The following is a 22,083-nucleotide window of genomic DNA, read 5'->3' as shown; positions in this document are numbered from 1 at the left end:
ATATTTTTATGGCAGGTCATAGTAAGTGGGCCAACACAAAGCACCGCAAAGCTGCGCAGGATTCCAAACGCGGTAAAATTTTCACCAAAATTATCCGTGAGCTGGTAACTGCAGCCCGTCTTGGCGGTGGTGATCCGGGTTCTAACCCGCGTCTGCGTGCAGCGATTGATAAAGCGTTATCCAACAACATGACGCGTGACACCTTAAACCGTGCAATCGCACGTGGTGTGGGTGGCGACGAAGACACCAACATGGAAACCATCATTTATGAAGGTTACGGTCCTGGTGGTTCAGCAGTCATGGTGGAATGCCTGAGCGACAACCGTAACCGTACCGTGGCTGAAGTACGTCATGCGTTCAATAAATGTGGCGGTAACTTGGGAACTGACGGTTCAGTAGCTTATCTGTTCACCAAAAAAGGCGTTATCTCTTATGCCCCAGGCAAAGATGAAGACACCGTGATGGAAGCCGCTCTTGAAGCGGGTGCTGAAGACGTTGTTGCATATGACGACGGCGCAATCGACGTGTTCACTGCCTGGGAAGAAATGGGTGCAGTACGTGACGCGCTGGAAGCCGCAGGGCTTAAAGCAGACGAAGCAGAAATCTCCATGATTCCTTCCACCAAAGCCGATATGGACGCAGAAACTGCACCGAAATTGATGCGTCTTATCGACATGTTGGAAGACTGCGATGACGTGCAAGAGGTTTATCACAACGGTGAGATCTCTGACGAGGTTGCGGCAACGCTGTAATGATACCCGTCATCTTTCAATTCGCAGATGCGTTGGCTTTGCTCACTCACCCCAATCACGTAGCATGACTACGCTCTTGGGGATTTGCTGCGCAGCCGCCTTCCTGCGACTTGAAATCTATAGGGTATTTTCCTTCCAGGGAGACGCGTGATGGCGATTATTCTCGGCATCGATCCGGGGTCACGCGTTACCGGTTACGGCGTTATTCGCCAGACCGGTCGGCAGCTTACCTATCTGGGCAGCGGCTGTATTCGTACTCAGGTGACCGACTTACCCTCGCGTTTGAAGCTTATCTACGCGGGGGTGAGCGAAATTATTACCCAGTTCCAACCTGAATATTTCGCCATCGAATCGGTATTTATGGCGAAGAACGCGGATTCCGCACTGAAACTCGGCCAGGCTCGTGGTGCTGCGATAGTCGCGGCGGTGAACCATGATTTGCCCGTGTTTGAGTATGCGGCTCGCCAGGTTAAGCAGACGGTCGTTGGCATTGGTAGTGCTGAAAAAAGCCAGGTGCAGCATATGGTGCGGACCTTGCTGAAACTATCTGCGAATCCGCAAGCGGATGCGGCAGATGCGCTGGCGATTGCCATCACGCATTGCCACGTGACGCAGAACTCGATGCAGATGAGCGATACACGGCTTAATTTGTCTCGAGGACGTTTAAAATAAATAGGGCTGGATATCTATCCAGCCTTTTTTATATGATAGGCAAAATTTTTTACGCAACCGTAGGGGAAGCAGTGTGATTGGAAGACTCAGAGGCATCATCCTGGAAAAACAGCCACCGCTGGTATTGATGGAAGTCGGCGGCGTTGGATACGAAGTTCACATGCCCATGACGTGCTTCTATGAATTGCCGGAAATCGGTAAAGAAGCTGTGGTATTTACCCAGTTTGTGGTGCGTGAAGACGCGCAATTGCTCTACGGTTTCAATAACAAACAAGAACGCACGCTCTTCCGCGAGCTTATCAAAGTGAATGGTGTTGGCCCGAAACTGGCGCTGGCGATTCTTTCTGGTATGTCGGCACAACAGTTTGTGAATGCCGTTGAGCGTGAAGAAATTGGTTCATTAGTTAAGCTGCCGGGCGTGGGTAAAAAGACCGCCGAGCGTTTGATTGTTGAAATGAAAGACCGCTTCAAAGGCATGCATGGCGACCTGTTTACTCCGGCATCCGATTTGGTGCTAACTGCGCCGGAAAGCGGCGTGACAGACGACGCCGAGCAGGAAGCCGTTGCGGCGCTGGTATCGCTGGGCTATAAACCACAAGAAGCCAGTCGCATGATCAGTAAAGTCGGCAAAGCCGGTGCCGATTGTGAAACCCTGATCCGTGAAGCATTACGCGCAGCACTTTGAAGCCCCTGAGGTAGATGAAGGATGATTGAAGCAGACCGTCTGGTATCGCCAGACACCATCACCCCTGATGAGTTAATTGACCGCGCGATTCGCCCGCGTTTTTTGGCGGATTACGTCGGCCAGCCGCAGGTTACATCGCAAATGGAGATTTTCATCCAGGCGGCAAAACTGCGTGGGGATGCGCTCGATCATCTGTTAATTTTCGGCCCGCCAGGGTTGGGTAAAACCACGCTGGCGAATATTGTCGCCAACGAAATGGGTGTGAATTTGCGCACCACTTCCGGCCCGGTGCTGGAAAAGGCAGGGGATTTGGCGGCAATGCTGACCAACCTCGAACCTCATGACGTTTTATTTATCGATGAAATCCACCGTTTATCGCCAGTTGTCGAAGAAGTGCTTTACCCGGCAATGGAAGATTATCAGCTCGATATCATGATTGGCGAAGGCCCGGCAGCGCGTTCCATCAAAATCGATTTGCCGCCGTTTACCCTGATTGGCGCGACCACGCGCGCGGGTTCGTTAACTTCGCCACTGCGTGACCGTTTCGGTATTGTGCAGCGCCTGGAGTTTTACGGCGTTTCCGATTTGCAGCACATCGTTGGTCGCAGCGCGACAGTTTTAGGGCTGGAGATGAGCGAAGAGGGTGCTTTTGAAGTGGCGAAGCGAGCGCGTGGTACACCGCGTATTGCCAACCGTTTATTACGTCGGGTGCGCGATTTTGCCGAAGTGCGCCACGATGGCACCATCAGTGCCGAAATCGCCTCGCAAGCGCTGGATATGCTGAATGTCGATACCGAAGGTTTTGACTATATGGACCGCAAGTTATTGCTGGCGGTGATAGATAAATTCATGGGCGGCCCGGTTGGATTGGATAACCTGGCAGCAGCGATTGGCGAAGAACGTGAAACCATCGAAGATGTGCTGGAACCGTTCTTGATTCAGCAGGGCTTCCTGCAACGTACTCCGCGTGGGCGAATGGCAACGCCAAGAGCCTGGACTCACTTTGGAATTATACCGCCGGTAGTTTAAGTAAAATGGCGGATGACGTTGCACTTATCCGCCCTACGGTTTTGTAGGTTGGATAAGCGCAAGCGCCATCCAACACAATTTAAGCCGCTTGCTTCTTCGCCATACTCAATACAAACAATACCGCCGAACTCAACACCACCGACGGCCCGGCTGGTGTGTCATAAAACGCTGAGAACGTCAGCCCGCCTGTGACTGAAAGCATTCCGATAATCACCGCAAAACCCGCCATTTGCTCAGGCGTCCGCGCAAAACGACGCGCCGTTGCTGCAGGAATAATCAGCAGGGAAGTGATGATCAATGCGCCGACAAATTTCATCGCCACACCTATGGTCAGCGCCGTCACCAGCATCAACAGCATTTTCACGCGTTGCAGGTTGACCCCGTCAACATGAGCCAGGTCCGGGCTGATAGTCATCGACAACAGATTGCGCCATTGCCAAAGCAGCACGCCAACAACCACCGCAACACCCAATGCAATAGAGATAATATCCGGCATGGTGACCGATAGCAGATCGCCAAACAGATACGCCATCAAATCGACGCGCACGTTAGACATTAAACTGACCACGACCAGACCCAGTGACAACGCGCTGTGAGCCATAATCCCGAGCAAGGTGTCTAACGCCAGATGCGGGCGTTTTTCGAGCCAGACCAGACCTAACGCCAGCATTAACGTTACCGCAATCACCGCATAAAATGGGTTTACATTGAGCAGTAAGCCGAAAGCAACGCCTAACAAAGATGCGTGAGCGAGTGTGTCGCCAAAATAGGACATCCTGCGCCAGACAACAAAAGAGCCGAGCGGGCCAGCAGCACACGCCAGCAAAATCCCGGCAAGCCAGCCGGGTAACAACAATTCAATCATGACTGGCCATTCCCTCTGCGCAGAACGATACGTCCGGTAAGATCGTGACGGTGGTTATGATGGTGGCGATAAATGCCTAACTGCTCGGCACCCCGTGCGCCAAACATCGAAATAAATTCCGGATGCATCGACACCACTTCGGGCGTACCTGAACAGCAAATATGGTGATTCAGGCATAGCACATCATCGGTTTTCGCCATCACCAAATGCAGGTCGTGGGAAACCATCATCACCGCGCAATCGAGCTCGTGGCGCAACTGGTCAATCAGGTTATAAAGCGCAAGTTGCCCGTTAACATCCACGCCTTGTGTTGGTTCATCAAGCACCAATAATTGCGGCTGATTTAACAAAGCACGCGCCAGCAGAACGCGTTGATTCTCACCGCCAGAAAGCTTTTGCATTGGCGCTTCAATCAGATGGGCGGCCTGTACGCGTTTTAGCGCAGGCAAAATATCGGCCTTTTTCACACCTGGACGCAGGCGCATAAAGCGGCTGACGGTTAATGGCAGAGTGGCGTCGAGATGGAGTTTTTGCGGTACGTAGCCGATGCGCAGGTCGCGGTCACGCTTGATAACGCCTTCATCAGGTGCTACCAGACCCAACACCACACGCACCAGCGTTGATTTCCCTGCACCATTTGGCCCAAGCAGCGTCAAAATGCGGCCCGGTTTGAGATCGAGTGAAATATCAGACAGCACGCGGCGTTGTCCGAAAGAAACAGAGATATTTTCCAGTGATACCAGATTTGTCATGACAATTTCAGGGGTTGCAGAAGTTAGCGGATGTTATAATATCACACATCTCACATTCTTAACGATGAAAAATCGCATTATGTTACATAAAAACTCATTTCTTTGCGCAGCTTTAACAACTGCCTTTTTGGGTGCCGCAGCCGCCCCAGCGCAGGCGGCTGTAGTAGCTTCAATCAAACCCTTAGGTTTTATCGCCGCAGCGATCGCTGATGGCGTGACACCGACCGAAGTTTTGCTGCCAGATGGCGCTTCTGAGCATGATTATGCACTTCGTCCATCTGATGTAAAACGCTTACAAAGCGCGGACTTAGTGGTGTGGGTTGGCCCTGAAATGGAAGCCTTCATGCAGAAGTCGGTTAAGCAATTAGCTGAACAAAAACAAGTGCAACTTGCAGCTTTACCTGGCGTGAAACCGTTGCTGATGAAGGGTGATGACGATGACGAACATGGTCACGAAGGACATGACCATTCAGCCGAAAATAGTGACGAAGATCACCATCATGGTGAATACAACATGCATATCTGGCTTTCGCCAGAGGTAGCGCGCCTGTCAGCGGTTGCAATCCACGATAAATTAGTGGAACTTATGCCCCAAAATAGAGCCAAACTTGACGCCAACTTGCAAACTTTCGAGTTAGGATTAGCCAACATCGATAAGCAAGTTGGTAGCGTGCTCGCACCGCTCAAAGGAAAAGGGTATTTCGTTTTTCACGACGCTTACGGCTACTTTGAAAAACATTACGGTCTAACGCCACTTGGCCATTTTACCGTTAACCCAGAAATCCAACCCGGTGCGCAGCGTTTACATGACATCAGAACACAGTTGGTTGAGCAAAAAGCCGTGTGCGTTTTTGCTGAACCGCAGTTCAGGCCAGCAGTTATTAATGCCGTTGCCCGTGGCACTAACGTTCGAAGCGGAACGCTGGATCCACTGGGGATTGAGGTTAAGCTCGGCAAAGACAGCTATATGCAGTTTTTGAGCGGGCTTGCGAACCAATATGCGAGCTGCCTGAAAGGAGATTAATGAGGAAGTGAATACGTGCAACAGATAGCCCGCTCTGTCGCCCTGGCATTCGACAATTTGTCCCGGCCCCACCGCGTTATGCTGGGGTCTCTTACAGTTCTTACACTTGCGGTCGCTGTCTGGCGACCGTACGTCTATCATCCTGAAGCCAGCCCCGTCATTAAAACCATTGAGCTTGAGAAAAACGAAATTCGTTCGTTACTCCCTGAAGCCAGTGAACCGTTAGATCAGTCTCCGGACGCAGAAGACGACACAATTCCGCAGGATGAACTGGACGACAAAACTGCCGGTGAAACGGGTGTTCATGAATATGTCGTGTCGACAGGGGATACGCTCGGTAGCATCCTGAATCAGTATGGCATCGACATGGGCGATATCAGCCAACTTGCGACGGTAGATAAAGACCTGCGTAACCTGAAAATCGGTCAACAGATCTCCTGGACGTTAAACGACGATGGCGAACTGCAGCGCCTGACATGGGAAATGTCACGCCGCGAAACGCGCACATACGACCGTTCAGGCAGTACTTTCAAACTCAGCAGCGAAATGCAGCAAGGCGAATGGGTTAACAATGTGCTGAAAGGCACGGTTGGCAATAGTTTTGTGAGTAGTGCGAAAGATGCTGGATTGACAAGTGCTGAGATCAGCTCGGTTATCAAAGCCATGCAGTGGCAGATGGATTTCCGCAAACTGAAGAAAGGCGATGAGTTTTCTGTGCTGATGTCACGCGAAATGCTCGATGGCAAACGTGAACAAAGCCAATTGGTGGGCGTGCGCCTGCGCAGCAGTGGTAAAGACTACTACGCCATTCGTGCGGAAGACGGCAAATTCTACGATCGTAGTGGTTCCGGGCTTGCGAAAGGCTTTATGCGCTTCCCAACTGCAAAACAGTTCCGTATCTCGTCAAACTTTAACCCGCGCCGTCTCAACCCGGTAACCGGGCGTGTGGCCCCGCACAAAGGTGTCGATTTTGCGATGCCACAAGGTACTCCGGTGCTGGCGGTCGGTGATGGTGAAGTTGTTATGGCCAAACGCAGTGGTGCGGCAGGTTACTTTGTCGCTATCCGTCATGGTCGTACATATACCACTCGTTATATGCACCTGAAAAAGCTGTTGGTTCAGCCTGGGCAGAAAGTGAAACGTGGGGACCGTATCGCACTCTCCGGTAATACCGGGCGTTCTACGGGGCCGCATTTGCATTATGAAGTGTGGGTTAATCAGCAGGCGGTAAACCCATTAACTGCGAAATTGCCTCGTACCGAAGGGCTGACAGGCTCGGATCGTAACGATTATCTGGCACAAGTTCGTGAAGTCACACCGCAACTTAGCTTCAATTAATCCATCGTTATGAAAAAGGCCGGTACTTTGTTGCCGGCTTTTTCTTTGTCTGATGGGCATTAGCCCGCTAAGATACTTACAAATTCATGTCATCAATGATTTGATGCTGTACTGAGAATATGCATGGAAAAAGCAAAAAAAAGTCACAGTGAGTTCATTCCTGAATTTCAAAAGGCCTTCTTGCACCCGAAATTTTGGGGCGCCTGGTTAGGCGTTGGCGCTTTCGCAGGGCTTGCAATGTTACCTCCGTCATTACGGGATCCGCTTTTGGGCAAAGTAGGGCGTATTGCCGGGCGCCTGGGTAAAAGTGCGCGCCGTCGTGCACAAATAAACCTGCTGTATTGCTTCCCCGATATGCCGGAATCTGACCGCGAAGCTATTATTGATGAAATGTTTGCCACCGCCCCTCAGGCGATGGTGATGATGGCGGAGCTTGCGATTAAAGATCCGCAAAAAGTCATGCAGCGCGTTGACTGGCACGGTAAAGAGATTATCGACGAGCTAAAGCAACGCGAAGAAAATGTCATCTTCCTCGTACCGCACGGCTGGGCTGTGGATATCCCTGCGATGCTACTGGCGTCTCAAGGGCAGAAAATGGCGGCGATGTTCCACAATCAGGGCAACCCGCTATTTGATTACATGTGGAATACCGTGCGTCGCCGTTTTGGTGGTCGATTGCATGCGCGTAACGACGGGATTAAGCCGTTTATCAGCTCTGTGCGTCAGGGATATTGGGGATATTATCTGCCAGATCAGGACCACGGTGCCGAGCACAGTGAATTTGTTGATTTCTTCGGGACATACAAAGCGACATTACCAGCGATTGGCCGCTTAATGAAAATATCGCGTGCACGTGTTGTTCCGCTGTTCCCGGTTTATAACAGCAAGACGCATCGCCTGGATATTCATATTCGCCCGCCGATGGATGACCTGCTTGATGCAGACGACAACACTATTGCCCGGCGTATGAACGAAGAAGTGGAAATTTTGGTAGGGCCGAATCTCGAGCAATATACCTGGATACTGAAATTGCTTAAAACGCGCAAGGAAGGGGAGACAGAACCTTACCGCCGCAAAGAGCTTTATCCTAAGAAATAAAGAATAAGAAATAATAAAGGGGCCGAATGGCCCCTTAGTTTTTATACAGATGGATTACTCAACACACAGAATACGCGTGGTGTTGGTGGTACCAATGGTACTCATCACATCGCCCTGGGTGACGATAACCAGATCGCCAGAAACCAGGTAACCTTTATCGCGCAGCAGATTCACTGCATCGTTTGCAGCAGCAACACCGTCGCTTGGGCTATCAAAGAACACAGGCGTTACACCGCGGTACAAAGAGGTGAGATTCAGCGTGCGCTCGTGGCGAGACATAGCGAAGATTGGCAAACCGGAGCTGATACGAGAAGTCATCAGTGCGGTGCGGCCTGATTCAGTCATAGTGATGATTGCAGTAACACCTTTCAGGTGGTTTGCCGCGTACATCGCAGACATTGCAATCGCTTCTTCTGTGTTGTCGAACTGTACGTCCAAACGGTGTTTGGAAACGTTAATGCTTGGGATTTTCTCAGCACCCAGGCAAACCCGCGCCATTGCCGCGACGGTTTCAGCAGGGTATTGACCTGCCGCGGTTTCTGCAGAAAGCATTACCGCATCGGTACCGTCCAGCACGGCGTTCGCTACGTCCATGACTTCAGCACGAGTTGGCATTGGGTTGGTAATCATCGACTCCATCATCTGGGTCGCAGTAATAACCGCACGGTTAAGCTTACGCGCACGACGAATCAGGGTCTTCTGAATACCGACCAACTCAGGGTCACCGATTTCAACGCCGAGGTCACCACGGGCAACCATCACCACGTCTGATGCCAGAATCACATCGTCCATTGCCTCTTCACTGCAAACGGCTTCGGCACGTTCCACTTTAGCGACAATTTTCGCATCACAACCCGCTTCGCGCGCCAGGCGACGAGCGTAGTTCAGGTCTTCGCCACAACGTGGGAAGGAAACTGCCAGGTAATCAACGCCGATTTTCGCAGCCGTCAGGATATCGGCTTTGTCTTTATCGGTCAGCGCTTCAGCGGACAGGCCGCCACCCAGCTTGTTGATACCTTTGTTGTTCGACAACGGGCCACCCACGGTGACTTCGGTGAACACTTTCATGCCCTGCACTTCGAGTACTTTTAACTGTACGCGACCGTCATCAAGCAGCAGGATGTCACCGGTTACAACGTCAGCTGGCAGACCTTTATAGTCGATACCGACTTTTTCTTTGTCGCCTTCGCCTTTGCCAAGGTTGGCATCAAGCAGGAATTTGTCACCAATATTAAGGAAGACTTTGCCTTCTTTAAACGTGGACACACGAATTTTTGGCCCCTGCAAATCGCCCAGAATAGCGACATGACGACCCAGTTTCGCGGCAATTTCACGAACTTTATCAGCACGGATCTGATGATCTTCTGCGGTGCCGTGGGAAAAGTTCATACGCACCACGTTAGCGCCAGCAGCGATAATCTTTTCCAGATTATTGTCGCGATCGGTGGCTGGGCCTAAAGTGGTAACGATTTTGGTTCTACGTAGCCGTCTGGACATGTATTACTCCGTTGACTGAAACAACTTTGGTGTTGCGTTAACAAAAGATTCGGAAAATCAGAATGCGTTAAAAACGCAAAGCAACAACTTAACCGAATGACCTAAAAAGTTACAGCTTTGTTATGGAAACTTAAGTGTTTTCGCCAGAAACAAACAGTCCCTTATCAAAACGCGATTCCTTGAGCGCTTCTTTGACTCGCTTCAAGTTATCTCTGAATTTTGCACCCCGGCGTAAAGTAAAACCGGTTGCCAGTACATCTATTACCGTTAATTGAGCAAGCCTCGACACCATTGGCATATAGATATCGGTATCTTCAGGCACGTCGAGTAATAAAGAGAGTGTCGCTTCGCGGGCGAGCGGTGAACCTTCTGAGGTTATCGCCAACACAATGGCATCGTTTTCACGCGCCAGTTGTGCGAGCTCCACCAGATTTTTAGTTCGCCCGGTATGCGAGATGAGTACAACGACATCTTCTTCACTACAATTCATGCAGCTCATGCGTTGCAAAACGACATCGTCAGAATAAATAACAGGCACATTAAAACGAAAGAATTTGTTCATTGCGTCATGCGCTACAGCGGCTGAAGAACCTAGACCGAAGAAAGCGATTTTCTTGGCCTGGGTGAGTAAATCCACAGCACGATTGACTGCTGCCATATCCAATGATTGCCGTACCTGGTCAAGGCTTGCCATAGCGGATTCGAAGATTTTGCCGGTATAAGCTTCAACGCTATCGTCTTCGTCAACATTCCGGTTTACATAAGGAGTGCCATTCGCCAGACTTTGCGCTAAATGTAACTTAAAATCTGGAAAGCCTTTGGTTTCAAGGCGGCGGCAAAAACGGTTGACTGTCGGTTCGCTGACATCGGCACTGCGGGCAAGGGTTGCAATGCTTGAGTGAATGGCATCTTGTGGTGCGGTAAGAATCACTTCTGCGACTTTACGTTCTGATTTGCTAAGGTGTTCCAGTTGAGACTGGATTTTGTCCAGCATATTCATAGGTGTCCGGCATTCATGGATTTTGTCGATTTCAACAAATGGAGAAATCGTGGCACGATTTAGCAAGAATATACTCTTGCCCATTAGTGATTGGACAAGTTAATCGATGTGATGATGTTGTTTTTTTTCATAACATGATCAGTGTCTAACTTTCGACATGATATACATCAACAACGAAACTTCGAAAAATTCGATTTATTGCCGTGAAATGGCACTGGTGGCCAAATCTTGTTCATGAATGCGATCAAATAATGGCTGAAGACTTACCTGAATTCAGCAAAAGCAGTACATTGTTCTGTAATAAAATTACACACGGGCCGGTATTCATACCGGACATCCGAAACGAGGAGAAAAGACATGGCGGTAACACAGACAGCTCAGGCATGTGACCTGGTGATTTTCGGCGCGAAGGGCGACCTTGCGCGTCGGAAACTTCTGCCATCCCTGTATCAACTGGAGAAGGCAGGGCAGATCCACCCGGAGACGCGCATCCTGGGCGTGGGCCGCGCTGATTGGGATAAAGAGGCTTATACCAAAGTAGTGCGCGAAGCGATCGAAACCTTTATGAAGGAAAAGATCGACGAAAGCCTGTGGGATAAATTGAGCAGCCGTCTCGATTTTTGCAACCTGGATGTTAACGATACTGCAGCCTTTACCAAACTCGGTAAGATGCTCGATCAGCAAAATCGCGTCACCATCAACTACTTTGCTATGCCACCGAATACTTTTGGCGCAATCTGCAAAGGTCTGGGCAAGGCGAAACTCAACGCTAAACCTGCTCGTGTTGTCATGGAAAAACCGCTTGGCACCTCGCTTGCGACATCACAGGAAATCAACGACCAGGTTGGCGAGTATTTTGAAGAGTGCCAGGTCTATCGTATCGACCATTATTTAGGTAAAGAAACGGTACTGAACCTGCTGGCGTTACGTTTTGCGAACTCCCTGTTTGCCAATAACTGGGATAACAAAACTATCGATCACGTGGAAATCACGGTAGCAGAAGAAGTGGGTATCGAAGGGCGCTGGGGTTACTTTGACCAGGCCGGGCAGATGCGCGACATGATTCAAAACCACTTGCTGCAAATTCTGTGCATGATTGCGATGTCTCCACCGTCCGATCTCACCGCAGACCATATTCGCGACGAAAAAGTTAAAGTTCTGCAATCACTGCGCCGTATTGACCGCAGCAATGTGCGCGAAAAAACCGTGCGTGGGCAGTACACTTCCGGCTTTGCTCAGGGCCAAAAAGTACCTGGCTACCTGGAAGAAGAGGGCGCGAACAAGTCCAGCAGCACCGAAACCTTTGTTGCAATCCGTGTGGATATTGATAACTGGCGTTGGGCGGGTGTGCCGTTCTACCTGCGTACCGGTAAACGTCTGCCAACCAAATGTTCCGAAGTTGTGGTCTATTTCAAAAGCCCGCCACTGAACCTGTTCAAAGATTCCTGGCAGGATCTGCCACAAAACAAACTCACCATCCGTCTGCAGCCGGACGAAGGTGTAGATATTCAAGTGCTTAACAAAGTTCCAGGTCTTGAACATAAGCACAACCTGCAAACCACTAAACTGGATCTGAGCTACTCCGAAACCTTCAATGAAACCCATCTGGCAGATGCTTACGAGCGCCTGTTACTGGAAACCATGCGTGGGATCCAGGCACTGTTCGTGCGTCGTGATGAAGTAGAAGAAGCGTGGAAGTGGGTCGATTCCATCACCGAGGCGTGGGCTGCGGATAACGACGCACCTAAACCGTATCAGGCGGGTACCTGGGGTCCTGTGGCATCAGTTGCGATGATCACCCGTGATGGGCGTTCGTGGAACGAATTCGAATAAATCTCCGTCATCCTTCGAGTTGCCTCTTCGTTGGCTTTCCTCGCTCACCCCAGTCACTTACTTGTGTAAGCTCCTGGGGATTCGCTGCGTCGCCGCCTCAATGCAACTCGAATGATTTAGGAGATTAAACACCTCGGATTTTGCAAAAATCGTGTAACAAATGATTCATATTTTACCGGTAACATGATCTAACACCAAAGTGGTGCAAATTTTTTAATTTAAAAGCCCTGACTGGATTCACCAGCAGGGCTTTTTTATTTACACTAGCTGAAGCGATTTTGCCCTGATGGTACGGATTACCGCCTCACGAGAAGAGAAAAGAGCCGGTAACGTCGACCACCTGCCCAAAGCGACGGCAGCCACTTTATGAGGACTTGTTATGAATCCTAATTTGTTACGCGTAACACAACGCATCGTTGAACGCTCCCGCCAAACCCGCGAAGCCTATCTGGCACGAATTGAAAAAGCGAAGTCGAACACCGTGCATCGCTCTGAATTAGCGTGCGGCAATCTGGCACACGGTTTTGCCGCTTGTCAGCCAGAAGATAAAGCCGCGCTGAAAAGCATGCTGCGTAACAACATTGCGATCATCACGTCCTATAACGACATGCTCTCCGCTCACCAGCCGTATGAGTATTACCCTGACCAGATTCGCAAAGCTTTGCATTCAGTGGGGGCGGTTGGTCAAGTTGCCGGTGGCGTCCCTGCTATGTGTGATGGAGTGACACAAGGGCAGGATGGCATGGAACTGTCATTGCTGAGCCGCGAGATTATCGCAATGTCTACGGCAATCGGCCTGTCTCATAATATGTTCGATGGCGCACTGTATCTCGGCGTGTGCGATAAAATCGTTCCGGGTCTAACGATGGCAGCATTGTCATTTGGCCATCTGCCTGCGGTATTTGTGCCATCAGGTCCAATGGCCAGTGGTTTGCCGAATAAAGAAAAAGTACGTATTCGCCAACTTTATGCTGAAGGCAAAGTGGATCGCATCGCGCTACTGGAATCTGAGGCTGCTTCTTACCACGCACCGGGTACTTGTACATTCTACGGTACCGCCAACACCAACCAGATGGTGGTTGAGTTCATGGGCATGCAGTTGCCGGGTTCTTCATTTGTTCACCCTGATGCGCCTCTGCGTCACGAACTAACCGCTGCGGCAGCACGGCAGGTCACGCGTCTGACCGGAAATGGCAATGAGTGGATGCCACTCGGTAAAATGATTGATGAAAAAGTTGTCGTAAACGGCATCGTTGCCTTGTTGGCCACTGGTGGTTCAACTAACCACACCATGCACCTGGTGGCGATGGCCCGCGCGGCTGGCATTATCATCAATTGGGACGATTTCTCCGATCTTTCCGATGTGGTGCCATTGTTGGCTCGTCTGTATCCAAATGGCCCTGCGGACATTAACCACTTCCAGGCTGCTGGCGGTGTGCCAGTACTGATGCGTGAATTGCTCAAAGGTGGTTTGCTGCATGAAGATGTGAACACTGTAGCGGGCTTTGGTTTGCATCACTACACCATGGAGCCATGGCTGGATAATGGCCAACTGGCCTGGCGTGAAGGCGCAACAACCGCGCTCGATACTGATGTTATCGCCACCTTCGATAAACCTTTCTCCAAACATGGCGGCACCAAAGTCCTGAGCGGAAACCTTGGCCGTGCGGTGATGAAAACTTCTGCTGTACCTGTAGAAAACCAGGTTATTGAAGCGCCTGCTGTCATTTTTGAAAGCCAGCATGACGTTTTACCTGCGTTTGAAGCAGGCCTTCTGGACCGTGATTGCGTGGTTGTTGTTCGCCATCAGGGGCCAAAAGCGAACGGCATGCCAGAATTACATAAACTTATGCCGCCACTTGGGGTATTATTGGACCGCTGTTTCAAAATAGCGTTAGTCACTGATGGACGGCTGTCGGGCGCATCCGGTAAGGTGCCCTCTGCAATCCATGTTACCCCAGAAGCTTATGATGGTGGGCTGCTGGCAAAAGTCCGGGACGGCGATATGATTCGCGTCAACGGTCAAACGGGTGAACTGACATTGCTGGTCGATGACGCCGAGCTTGAAAAACGCACTGCATACCACCCGGATCTCAGCGCGGAACGCGTTGGCACCGGTCGTGAACTATTTAGCGCGTTACGCGAACAGTTATCTGGCGCGGAACAAGGCGCGACCTGCATTAAATTTTAAGGACCGGATGTAGCGGTTGCTGCTCTGGAAACGAATTATAAAGTTGGTTGAAGAGGCTTGAGATGAAAAACTGGAAAACTACTGCGGAACAGATCCTGAAAACAGGACCGGTTGTCCCGGTTATCGTAATTAACAAACTGGAACACGCAGTACCAATGGCTAAAGCATTAGTTGCTGGCGGCGTGCGCGTTCTGGAAGTGACTCTGCGTACTCCATGTGCAATGGATGCAATCCGTGCTATCGCTAAAGAAGTACCAGAAGCGATTATTGGTGCGGGTACCGTTCTGAACCCAGAGCAACTGGCAGAGGTTACTGAAGCTGGTGCGCAGTTCGCAATCAGCCCAGGCCTGACTGAGCCACTGTTGAAAGCAGCAACCGAAGGCTCCATTCCATTGATCCCAGGTATCAGCACTGTTTCTGAACTGATGCTGGGTCTGGATTACGGCTTGAAAGAATTCAAATTCTTCCCTGCTGAAGCAAATGGCGGCACCAAAGCACTGCAAGCTATCGCAGGTCCATTCTCTCAGGTTCGTTTCTGCCCAACTGGCGGTATCACACCGGCTAACTACCGTGACTACCTGGCGCTGAAAAGCGTTCTGTGCATCGGTGGTTCATGGTTGGTTCCGGCTGACGCGCTGGAAGCTGGCGATTATGATCGTATTACTACTCTCGCTCGTGAAGCAGTCGAAGGCGCTAAATAAGACTTCATTCTTCGAGCCGCATCTGTGTTGGCATCCTCGCTCACCCCAGTCACTTACTAATGTAAGCTTCTGGGGATTTGCTACGTCGCCGCCTTGATGCAACTCGAATTATTCGTCTTATAAGATCCTCGCTCGATAGAGCGGGGATTTTTTTAACCCGTTACGCTGATGGCTTTGGTTGCTGCAATAGCACGTGCAATCGCATTTTCCACGCTTGAACCCGTTGCCAGTGCCACACCCATCCTACGCTTGCCGTTAATCTCCGGTTTACCAAACAAACGCACTTGCATTCCCGCACCTACTGCTGCATCCACATTGCCGAACTGCACGTTGTCGCTGCTCAATTCTGGCAGAATTACCGCAGAAGCTGCCGGGCCGTACTGGCGAATTTCGCCTATTGGCAAGCCAAGGAAAGCACGGACGTGCAACGCGAACTCTGAGACATCCTGAGAAATCATCGTCACCATGCCAGTGTCATGTGGACGAGGGGAGACTTCACTAAAAATAACCTCATCGCCACACACGAACAGTTCGACGCCAAACAAACCATAACCACCCAATGCCTTCACCACTTTTTCAGCGATTTCTTGCGCGCGGCTCAGAGCGATATCGCTCATTTTCTGAGGTTGCCAGGATTCGCGGTAGTCGCCATCTTCCTGACGGTGCCCGATTGGGGCGCAGAAATGCACGCCATCGACAGCACTAATAGTCAGTAGGGTGATTTCGAAATCGAAATTAACCACGCCTTCCACAATGACTTTGCCTTTACCTGCGCGGCCGCCTTCTTGCGCATACTCCCATGCTTTGGCTAATTGATCTGCTGTGCGGATGAAACTTTGCCCTTTACCGGAAGAACTCATCACCGGTTTAACGATACAAGGCAGACCGATCTCTTCAACTGCCTGTAAAAATGCCTCTTCGCTATCAGCAAAACGGAAGTTGGAGGTCGGCAGAGCGAGTTCCTCTGCTGCGAGGCGGCGAATACCTTCGCGGTTCATGGTCAGCTTTGTCGCGCGCGCGCAAGGCACAACGCACTGGCCTTGCTTCTCAAGCTCAACCAACATGTCAGTGGCGATGGCTTCAATTTCGGGAACGATGAAATCTGGCATTTCTACAGAGACCAGCTTCTTAAGCTCGACGCCGTCGAGCATATTAATGACGTGGCTGCGGTGAGCGACATGCATCGCGGGGGCATCTGCATAGCGGTCTACGGCGATAACTTCCAGACCAAGACGCTGACATTCAATGGCCACTTCTTTTCCTAATTCGCCTGACCCTAACAACATGACTCGTGTAGCTGATGGACGAAGCGCTGTTCCCAAAATTGACATAATCTGTATACCCGAACGGAGAAAATAGACCGGCGGATTATAAACGAAAACGTTTGCGTGCGCAGTTGTTTTCCCCTCTTGCGATACAGGGGTAATATCATTACACTGTTTAAATAAACAGTTAAACCGGAGCTGCAAAATGGCGGTTGAAATCAAATACGTTGTTGTACGAGAGGGGCAAGAAAAAATGTCTTTTGCCAGTAAAAAAGATGCGGACGCCTACGACAAAATGCTCGATCTGGCAGAAGTATTGAGCGAGTGGCTCGTACACAGTCCTGTTGCTCTTGAAGAGGGGCAAAACGATGTGCTGGCTATGTGGATGGCAGAAAACAAAGACGTGCTTTCCTCCGTGCTCAAAAGTGGTAAATTGCCGGACCTTGAAAGTACTGAAATTGCCGGTGAAGTCGCAGATGAAGCCGATAACGCTGAAGAGTCTGTTGCAGACGATAAAGTGGCTGAACACCCGCGTAAACGCACTAAAGCGGCATAAGTTTTATCGCGTCGGGTTACCGGCGCGGTTCTTTTCTCATCTTTAGCCTTATCAGACACTTCTTGACAGCCTTTGGCTTAACCTCAGATGTTAAGTTCTCACAAAGGGTGTCTCTAATGAGCAATTGGTTACAGCAGCTTCAGTCTATGCTGGGGCAAGCGACGCAATCTATCCAGAATCACACTGGTCAGAATCCATCCGCACAAACGCCTCAGGGAAACAATTCTCAGGGGCTGAGTAAATTACTGGTGCCTGGCGCACTCGGTGGGTTAGCCGGTTTGCTGCTGGCGAGCAAATCGTCACGGAAACTACTGACAAAGTACGGCACCAGCGCGTTATTGGTCGGCGGTGGTGCGGTTGCGGGAAGCGTACTGTGGAACAAATATAAAGACCGAGTGCGTGAGGCCCATCAGGGTGAGCCGCAGTTTGGGCAGCAGCAGACGCCTGTCGATGTTCGTACTGAGCGCCTGATTACCGCTTTGGTGTTCGCTGCTAAAAGCGATGGTCATATTGATGATAAAGAACGCCAGATTATCGAGCAGCAACTACGTGATGCCGGTATCGAAGGGCCGGGGCGTAATCTAATTCAGCAAGCTATCGATCAGCCTCTTGATCCGCAACGCCTTGTGCAAGGTGTCAATAACGAAGAAGAAGCGTTGGAATTGTATTTCTTAAGCTGCGCTGCAATCGACATCGACCACTTTATGGAGCGCAGTTATCTCAATGCGCTTGGGGATGCGCTAAAAATTCCTCAGGATGTACGCGAAGGCATCGAACAAGATATTCAGCAGCAAAAACTAAATCTGCCGGGTTAATCCCGGCATTTTCCCTAAAATCCCACGTTACGCTTGCAAGGCTGTCTGAATTTGCCACCCTTACAGGGTGTTAACTCAAAAAGAAAAATGACATGCCACCAAAAGCAAAAAAAATCCCCCACACCATGACCATGCATGGTGACACCCGCATCGATAACTATTACTGGCTGCGCGATGATGAGCGCTCTGATGCACAGGTGCTTGATTATCTTCATCAGGAGAATGATTACGGTCATCAGATCATGAGTACGCAGCAGGCTTTGCAAGAACGCTTGCTCAAAGAGATGATCGATCGAATCCCCCAGCGTGATATTTCTGCACCGTATACACAAAATGGTTATCGCTATCGCCAGATTTTCGAAACCGGTAATGAATACGCTATTTATCAGCGCCAGTCAGTGGTGTCGGAGGAGTGGGAAGAGTGGAGCACGCTGGTAGATGGCAATCGTCGTGCTGCCCACAGCGAGTTTTATACCATGGGCGGCATGAGCATTACGCCTGATAACACTGTCATGGCGCTGGCAGAGGATTTCCTCTCACGCCGCCAGTACGGACTGCGTTTGCGCAATCTGGAAAGCGGGAACTGGTACCCGGAAGTGCTGGATAATGTCGAAAGCAGTTTTGTCTGGGCAAATGATTCCGCCACGCTTTATTACGTCCGCAAACATCCCAAAACGTTATTGCCGTATCAGGTCTGGCGCCACACTGTAGGGCATCCATCCTCTGAAGATGAATTAGTCTACGAAGAAAAAGACGAAATGTTTTATGTCAGTGTGCATAAAACCACCTCGAAACACTTCGTCCTAATTTATCTCAGCAGTGCTACCACCAGCGAAGTACTGTTGCTGGATGCAGAGCTAGTGGATGCGCAACCGCAAAGCTTTTTGCCACGCCGCAAAGATCACGAATATACCCTCGATCACTTCCAACATAATTTCTATCTGCGCTCGAATCGGGAAGGTAAAAACTTTGGTTTGTACCGCACAAAAGTGCGTGATGAAAGCCAATGGGAAGAGCTGATTCCTCCGCGCGAAAACGTCATGCTGGAAGGGTTTACGCTATTTACAGATTGGCTGGTCGTTGAGGAAAGGCAGCAAGGGCTGACCAGCTTGCGTCAAATTAATCGCAAAACTCGCGAAGTGACGGGAATTGCTTTTGATGACCCCGCTTATGTCACCTGGCTTGGACATAACCCGGAACCGGAATCTTCTCGTCTGCGTTACGGTTACTCATCAATGACCACGCCAGATACATTGTTTGAGCTGGATATGGATACCGGCGAGCGGCGCGTGATTAAACAAACCGAAGTTGCAGGTTTCGACGCCAGTCATTATCGCAGTGAACATTTATGGGTCACAGTACGTGATGGCGTGCAGGTGCCTGTTTCTTTGGTTTACCATCGCGAACATTTCCAGCGCGGGAAAAACCCTTTGCTGGTATATGGCTATGGCTCTTACGGAAGCAGCATGGATGCGGATTTCAGTAGCAGTCGTTTAAGCCTGCTCGACCGAGGCTTTGTGTATGCCATTGCGCATGTACGCGGAGGCGGCGAACTCGGCCAGCAGTGGTATGAAGATGGTAAGTACCTGAATAAGATGAACACCTTCAATGATTATCTGGACGTCTGTGATAGTTTGCTTAAACAGGGATACGGCAACGAAAACTTGCTCTATTCGATGGGCGGGAGTGCAGGCGGCTTACTGGTAGGGGCTGCAATTAATATGCGTCCAGAGCTCTTCCACGGTGTTGTTGCACAGGTGCCATTTGTTGATGTGTTAACGACGATGCTTGATGAGTCCATTCCACTCACGACCGGCGAGTTTGAAGAGTGGGGGAATCCGCAAGACCCTGAGTATTACCACTACATCAAACAATACAGTCCGTACGATCAAATCACCGAACAAGCCTACCCGCACATGCTGGTGACCACCGGACTGCATGATTCCCAGGTGCAATATTGGGAACCTGCCAAGTGGGTCGCAAAACTGCGTGAATTACGTAGTGATGATAATTTGCTGTTGCTATGTACTGATATGGACTCAGGGCATGGTGGGAAATCTGGCAGATTTAAATCTTACGAAGGTGTGGCTATGGAGTTTGCTTTCTTGATAGCCCTGGCACAAGGAACTTTACCAGGGCGGGCGGGATAGGCTATTACTAATCCTCGAGATAATGCTTTAATGTCATTCTAAGATCCGGCGCTAATTCTTTGATGTTATTCAACATCCATCGTAAATAGCCCGGATCTTTATCTGCAATTTCCGCAATCGGCTCGCCGCGATATTTACCAAATGCCATGGTTTTCACAAGTGCTGGACGACCTGTAATGGTCACCATTTGGTCTGGAGTCCAGCCTGACTCATCCATAATGCGAATCAATAAAGCAGCGGTGATATAGCAATCAAACAGCGCGCGGTGATGATGCAGCCCGGCAGGTGTATCAACTTCCAGCTTGAGGGATTTATATAAACCCATATTGCTGTATTTGATGCCAGGCCATAAACGGCGCGCCAGTTTTACCGTGCAAATCCACTCGCTATCGGGCAGTTCAGGCAGCATGCGCTGGTCAAAACTGGCGTTATGAGCCACGTAGTACTGGCTGCCGTGATAGCGTGGAATAACATCCTCAATCCACGGTTTATCCGCGACCATCTCTTCGGTGATTTTGTGAATGGCCATTGCCTGGTAGCTAATGGGGCGATCCGGGCGTACCAGGTCACTCATCGGATTAACAATCTTGCCATTGACGATATCGACAGAGGCAACTTCTACCACGCCACCCTGTAGACCACAGGTTTCAGTATCAATAATGCGCAGCATATTTACTCCATCAAGTCTTAGCGTATTTTCTTAATGCGCTAGCGTAATGGAATGATTTCACCGTGCCAACCTTTTGCATCACGTCTTCCAACTGCGAGTAGCTCGCCATGATCGGCGCGAACCACTAATTCACCTCGATCGTCCCAACAAGCGCTGCGTCCCGCTGACCGATATTTGCCGGTAGAAAACGCGTGGTTAGCTAATAAAACGGGCAAATTGTATTTATGGGCCCAACGTTGCAGGTACATTTCATCTTTCTGGTAGCTGAGTTCATTAATGAATTTCCCCGTGGCATAAAGACTTGCACCCATTTCAGCTGCACTACGTGGCCAGGTTTCTTCATCGCTGTCGGTACTAAAACCCATTGCCACGCTACGATTGTGCAAACCTACCAACGGCGTGTGTTGATCGGGGAGATCAATATCGCAGGTTTGCGGTTTGCAACAGGCAACTCGGGAACCATCAGGCAAAAAACCCACCGATCCTGGTGATACACCTTGTTCACTGCGTAAGGGTAGACCCACAACAATAGTCATTTGGTGTTTTACGGCAGCATCTTGTAAAGGATTCAGGCGTTCATCGGTGAAGGGAAGGGCGCAGACGTGATGGTTCTCAATGTTAAAACCGGTGAGGGAAAGTTCGGGGAAAATCAGCAGATCTATTCGTTCAGCAACCGCGCAGCGAACAAAATCTAAATGATGTGTGATATTCGCATCGAGGTTATTGGGTGTGGCGCCATATTGCGCTGCAGCAACATTCCAGACAGGCATACGTTCTTCCTTAATCAATCTACCCAACGGCCATCATCCTATGGCCGCAACAGGTAATTCCTGTGTTTAGATATATAAACCGGGAAAAATCTTAACACCATTTTTGTCAGGAAGTTTAGTGGGGATAAGATTTATTTCACTTTAGGTTCGTACGGCAGTTTGGACAAATTGACTGAAGCCAGTCGATGAGCAGTCAGTCTTTCTCTGAACCAGTCACGCAAATGCACAGGTTGCTCGCGTTCTACCACTTCGGCGATCACCGGCATATTGTAGCGTTCCTTAAATGCCACGCCAGCAGCCGCGAGATCGACGTTAATCTTATCCATTTCGTCCTGGGGTAATTCAGCAAGATTGTGATTCATATTGGCCTCCTGTTTTTTGCCGCAAAGGTACTTGTTGATATCCGTAATGACAAGTTTT

At 50.1% G+C, this 22,083-nt stretch carries 21 protein-coding genes; 13 read left to right on the top strand and 8 right to left on the bottom strand.

Annotated features, from left to right (window positions below; translation table 11 throughout):
* Positions 1-8 precede the first annotated feature (8 nt).
* From GC128_RS12825 to ruvB, 4 genes are all read left to right on the top strand, one after another.
* Positions 9-752, top strand: a complete 744-nt coding sequence (locus GC128_RS12825; RefSeq protein ID WP_151994625.1) for a YebC/PmpR family DNA-binding transcriptional regulator — start codon at positions 9-11, stop codon at positions 750-752.
* A gap of 150 nt (positions 753-902) precedes the next feature.
* Positions 903-1,424 carry a crossover junction endodeoxyribonuclease RuvC gene (ruvC, locus tag GC128_RS12820; RefSeq protein WP_034496011.1) on the top strand — a complete coding sequence of 174 codons (522 nt, stop codon included), beginning with the start codon at positions 903-905 and terminating at the stop codon, positions 1,422-1,424.
* A 73-nt stretch (positions 1,425-1,497) separates the two neighbouring features.
* The gene (gene ruvA, locus GC128_RS12815; protein ID WP_151994624.1) at positions 1,498-2,109 is read left to right on the top strand and encodes a Holliday junction branch migration protein RuvA; all 612 of its coding nucleotides are present in this window, start codon (positions 1,498-1,500) and stop codon (positions 2,107-2,109) included.
* Positions 2,110-2,130: 21 nt separating this feature from the next.
* Positions 2,131-3,138 (top strand): Holliday junction branch migration DNA helicase RuvB, encoded by a 1,008-nt coding sequence (ruvB, locus tag GC128_RS12810; protein WP_120065402.1) that lies wholly within the window; start codon positions 2,131-2,133, stop codon positions 3,136-3,138.
* Positions 3,139-3,217: 79 nt separating this feature from the next.
* On the opposite strand, the gene znuB is transcribed toward ruvB, so the two are convergent.
* Both znuB and znuC read right to left on the bottom strand, forming a co-directional pair.
* Positions 3,218-4,003, bottom strand: a complete 786-nt coding sequence (gene znuB, locus GC128_RS12805; protein ID WP_064559096.1) for a zinc ABC transporter permease subunit ZnuB — start codon at positions 4,001-4,003, stop codon at positions 3,218-3,220.
* Complete coding sequence (gene znuC / locus GC128_RS12800) at positions 4,000-4,755, bottom strand: zinc ABC transporter ATP-binding protein ZnuC (RefSeq protein ID WP_151994623.1); 756 nt, start codon at positions 4,753-4,755, stop codon at positions 4,000-4,002. Before znuC ends, znuB begins: the two co-directional genes overlap by 4 nt.
* A gap of 79 nt (positions 4,756-4,834) precedes the next feature.
* Here znuC and znuA point away from each other — a divergent pair, with 79 nt between their 5' ends.
* The 3 genes from znuA to lpxM all read left to right on the top strand — a co-directional run bounded on the left by znuA (position 4,835) and on the right by lpxM (position 8,215).
* Positions 4,835-5,779, top strand: coding sequence for a zinc ABC transporter substrate-binding protein ZnuA (gene znuA, locus GC128_RS12795; RefSeq protein WP_151994622.1), 945 nt, complete (start codon positions 4,835-4,837; stop codon positions 5,777-5,779).
* Positions 5,780-5,794: 15 nt separating this feature from the next.
* Entirely contained in the window at positions 5,795-7,117 is a 1,323-nt protein-coding gene (mepM, locus tag GC128_RS12790) for a murein DD-endopeptidase MepM (RefSeq protein WP_074391971.1), read from the top strand.
* Between the two features lie 123 nt (positions 7,118-7,240).
* Entirely contained in the window at positions 7,241-8,215 is a 975-nt protein-coding gene (gene lpxM / locus GC128_RS12785; RefSeq protein ID WP_151994621.1) for a lauroyl-Kdo(2)-lipid IV(A) myristoyltransferase, read from the top strand.
* A gap of 54 nt (positions 8,216-8,269) precedes the next feature.
* Here the strand turns inward: lpxM and pyk are convergent, their stop codons facing one another.
* Positions 8,270-9,712 carry a pyruvate kinase gene (pyk, locus tag GC128_RS12780; RefSeq protein ID WP_064511938.1) on the bottom strand — a complete coding sequence of 481 codons (1,443 nt, stop codon included), beginning with the start codon at positions 9,710-9,712 and terminating at the stop codon, positions 8,270-8,272.
* 130 nt (positions 9,713-9,842) lie between these two features.
* Positions 9,843-10,712: a MurR/RpiR family transcriptional regulator gene (locus GC128_RS12775; RefSeq protein ID WP_034455124.1), complete on the bottom strand. Its 870-nt coding sequence runs from the start codon at positions 10,710-10,712 to the stop codon at positions 9,843-9,845.
* 357 nt (positions 10,713-11,069) lie between these two features.
* On the opposite strand from GC128_RS12775, the gene zwf reads away from it, so the two are divergent.
* From zwf to GC128_RS12760, 3 genes are all read left to right on the top strand, one after another.
* The gene (zwf, locus tag GC128_RS12770; protein ID WP_151994620.1) at positions 11,070-12,545 is read left to right on the top strand and encodes a glucose-6-phosphate dehydrogenase; all 1,476 of its coding nucleotides are present in this window, start codon (positions 11,070-11,072) and stop codon (positions 12,543-12,545) included.
* A 379-nt stretch (positions 12,546-12,924) separates the two neighbouring features.
* Complete coding sequence (edd, locus tag GC128_RS12765; RefSeq protein WP_151994619.1) at positions 12,925-14,736, top strand: phosphogluconate dehydratase; 1,812 nt, start codon at positions 12,925-12,927, stop codon at positions 14,734-14,736.
* Between the two features lie 62 nt (positions 14,737-14,798).
* The gene (locus tag GC128_RS12760) at positions 14,799-15,437 is read left to right on the top strand and encodes a bifunctional 4-hydroxy-2-oxoglutarate aldolase/2-dehydro-3-deoxy-phosphogluconate aldolase (RefSeq protein WP_034455128.1); all 639 of its coding nucleotides are present in this window, start codon (positions 14,799-14,801) and stop codon (positions 15,435-15,437) included.
* Between the two features lie 152 nt (positions 15,438-15,589).
* On the opposite strand, the gene purT is transcribed toward GC128_RS12760, so the two are convergent.
* On the bottom strand, positions 15,590-16,768 hold the full coding sequence (purT, locus tag GC128_RS12755; protein WP_151994618.1) for a formate-dependent phosphoribosylglycinamide formyltransferase: 1,179 nt from the start codon (positions 16,766-16,768) through the stop codon (positions 15,590-15,592).
* Positions 16,769-16,907: 139 nt separating this feature from the next.
* Between purT and GC128_RS12750 the strand changes: the two genes are divergently transcribed.
* From GC128_RS12750 to ptrB, 3 genes are all read left to right on the top strand, one after another.
* Entirely contained in the window at positions 16,908-17,258 is a 351-nt protein-coding gene (locus GC128_RS12750) for a YebG family protein (RefSeq protein WP_151994617.1), read from the top strand.
* Between the two features lie 116 nt (positions 17,259-17,374).
* Positions 17,375-18,073, top strand: a complete 699-nt coding sequence (locus GC128_RS12745; protein ID WP_151994616.1) for a tellurite resistance TerB family protein — start codon at positions 17,375-17,377, stop codon at positions 18,071-18,073.
* 92 nt (positions 18,074-18,165) lie between these two features.
* Positions 18,166-20,223 carry an oligopeptidase B gene (ptrB, locus tag GC128_RS12740; RefSeq protein ID WP_151994615.1) on the top strand — a complete coding sequence of 686 codons (2,058 nt, stop codon included), beginning with the start codon at positions 18,166-18,168 and terminating at the stop codon, positions 20,221-20,223.
* 7 nt (positions 20,224-20,230) lie between these two features.
* Here ptrB and exoX read toward each other — a convergent pair whose 3' ends face one another.
* From exoX to GC128_RS12725, 3 genes are all read right to left on the bottom strand, one after another.
* Positions 20,231-20,893 carry an exodeoxyribonuclease X gene (gene exoX, locus GC128_RS12735; RefSeq protein WP_151994614.1) on the bottom strand — a complete coding sequence of 221 codons (663 nt, stop codon included), beginning with the start codon at positions 20,891-20,893 and terminating at the stop codon, positions 20,231-20,233.
* Positions 20,894-20,931: 38 nt separating this feature from the next.
* The gene (locus GC128_RS12730; protein ID WP_151994613.1) at positions 20,932-21,663 is read right to left on the bottom strand and encodes a carbon-nitrogen hydrolase family protein; all 732 of its coding nucleotides are present in this window, start codon (positions 21,661-21,663) and stop codon (positions 20,932-20,934) included.
* A 131-nt stretch (positions 21,664-21,794) separates the two neighbouring features.
* Entirely contained in the window at positions 21,795-22,025 is a 231-nt protein-coding gene (locus tag GC128_RS12725) for a DNA polymerase III subunit theta (RefSeq protein WP_151994612.1), read from the bottom strand.
* Positions 22,026-22,083: the final 58 nt, after the last annotated feature.

The organism is Buttiauxella massiliensis (assembly GCF_902500225.1).
Lineage (GTDB): Bacteria > Pseudomonadota > Gammaproteobacteria > Enterobacterales > Enterobacteriaceae > Buttiauxella > Buttiauxella massiliensis.
The sequence above is the reverse complement of the archived record's forward strand: the minus strand, read 5'-3'. Positions and strand labels throughout refer to the sequence as shown.

Bases quoted from the DNA above. Each gene is read 5' to 3' on its own strand.
- exoX (WP_151994614.1), bottom strand. From the start codon at position 20,893: ATGCTGCGCATTATTGATACTGAAACCTGTGGTCTACAGGGTGGCGTG.
- purT (WP_151994618.1), bottom strand. From the start codon at position 16,768: ATGTCAATTTTGGGAACAGCGCTTCGTCCATCAGCTACACGAGTCATG.
- zwf (WP_151994620.1), top strand. From the start codon at position 11,070: ATGGCGGTAACACAGACAGCTCAGGCATGTGACCTGGTGATTTTCGGC.
- ptrB (WP_151994615.1), top strand. From the start codon at position 18,166: ATGCCACCAAAAGCAAAAAAAATCCCCCACACCATGACCATGCATGGT.
- znuA (WP_151994622.1), top strand. From the start codon at position 4,835: ATGTTACATAAAAACTCATTTCTTTGCGCAGCTTTAACAACTGCCTTT.
- GC128_RS12825 (WP_151994625.1), top strand. From the start codon at position 9: ATGGCAGGTCATAGTAAGTGGGCCAACACAAAGCACCGCAAAGCTGCG.
- edd (WP_151994619.1), top strand. From the start codon at position 12,925: ATGAATCCTAATTTGTTACGCGTAACACAACGCATCGTTGAACGCTCC.
- znuB (WP_064559096.1), bottom strand. From the start codon at position 4,003: ATGATTGAATTGTTGTTACCCGGCTGGCTTGCCGGGATTTTGCTGGCG.
- GC128_RS12750 (WP_151994617.1), top strand. From the start codon at position 16,908: ATGGCGGTTGAAATCAAATACGTTGTTGTACGAGAGGGGCAAGAAAAA.
- GC128_RS12745 (WP_151994616.1), top strand. From the start codon at position 17,375: ATGAGCAATTGGTTACAGCAGCTTCAGTCTATGCTGGGGCAAGCGACG.
- GC128_RS12725 (WP_151994612.1), bottom strand. From the start codon at position 22,025: ATGAATCACAATCTTGCTGAATTACCCCAGGACGAAATGGATAAGATT.
- GC128_RS12730 (WP_151994613.1), bottom strand. From the start codon at position 21,663: ATGCCTGTCTGGAATGTTGCTGCAGCGCAATATGGCGCCACACCCAAT.
- znuC (WP_151994623.1), bottom strand. From the start codon at position 4,755: ATGACAAATCTGGTATCACTGGAAAATATCTCTGTTTCTTTCGGACAA.
- ruvB (WP_120065402.1), top strand. From the start codon at position 2,131: ATGATTGAAGCAGACCGTCTGGTATCGCCAGACACCATCACCCCTGAT.
- GC128_RS12760 (WP_034455128.1), top strand. From the start codon at position 14,799: ATGAAAAACTGGAAAACTACTGCGGAACAGATCCTGAAAACAGGACCG.
- ruvC (WP_034496011.1), top strand. From the start codon at position 903: ATGGCGATTATTCTCGGCATCGATCCGGGGTCACGCGTTACCGGTTAC.
- lpxM (WP_151994621.1), top strand. From the start codon at position 7,241: ATGGAAAAAGCAAAAAAAAGTCACAGTGAGTTCATTCCTGAATTTCAA.
- pyk (WP_064511938.1), bottom strand. From the start codon at position 9,712: ATGTCCAGACGGCTACGTAGAACCAAAATCGTTACCACTTTAGGCCCA.
- GC128_RS12775 (WP_034455124.1), bottom strand. From the start codon at position 10,712: ATGAATATGCTGGACAAAATCCAGTCTCAACTGGAACACCTTAGCAAA.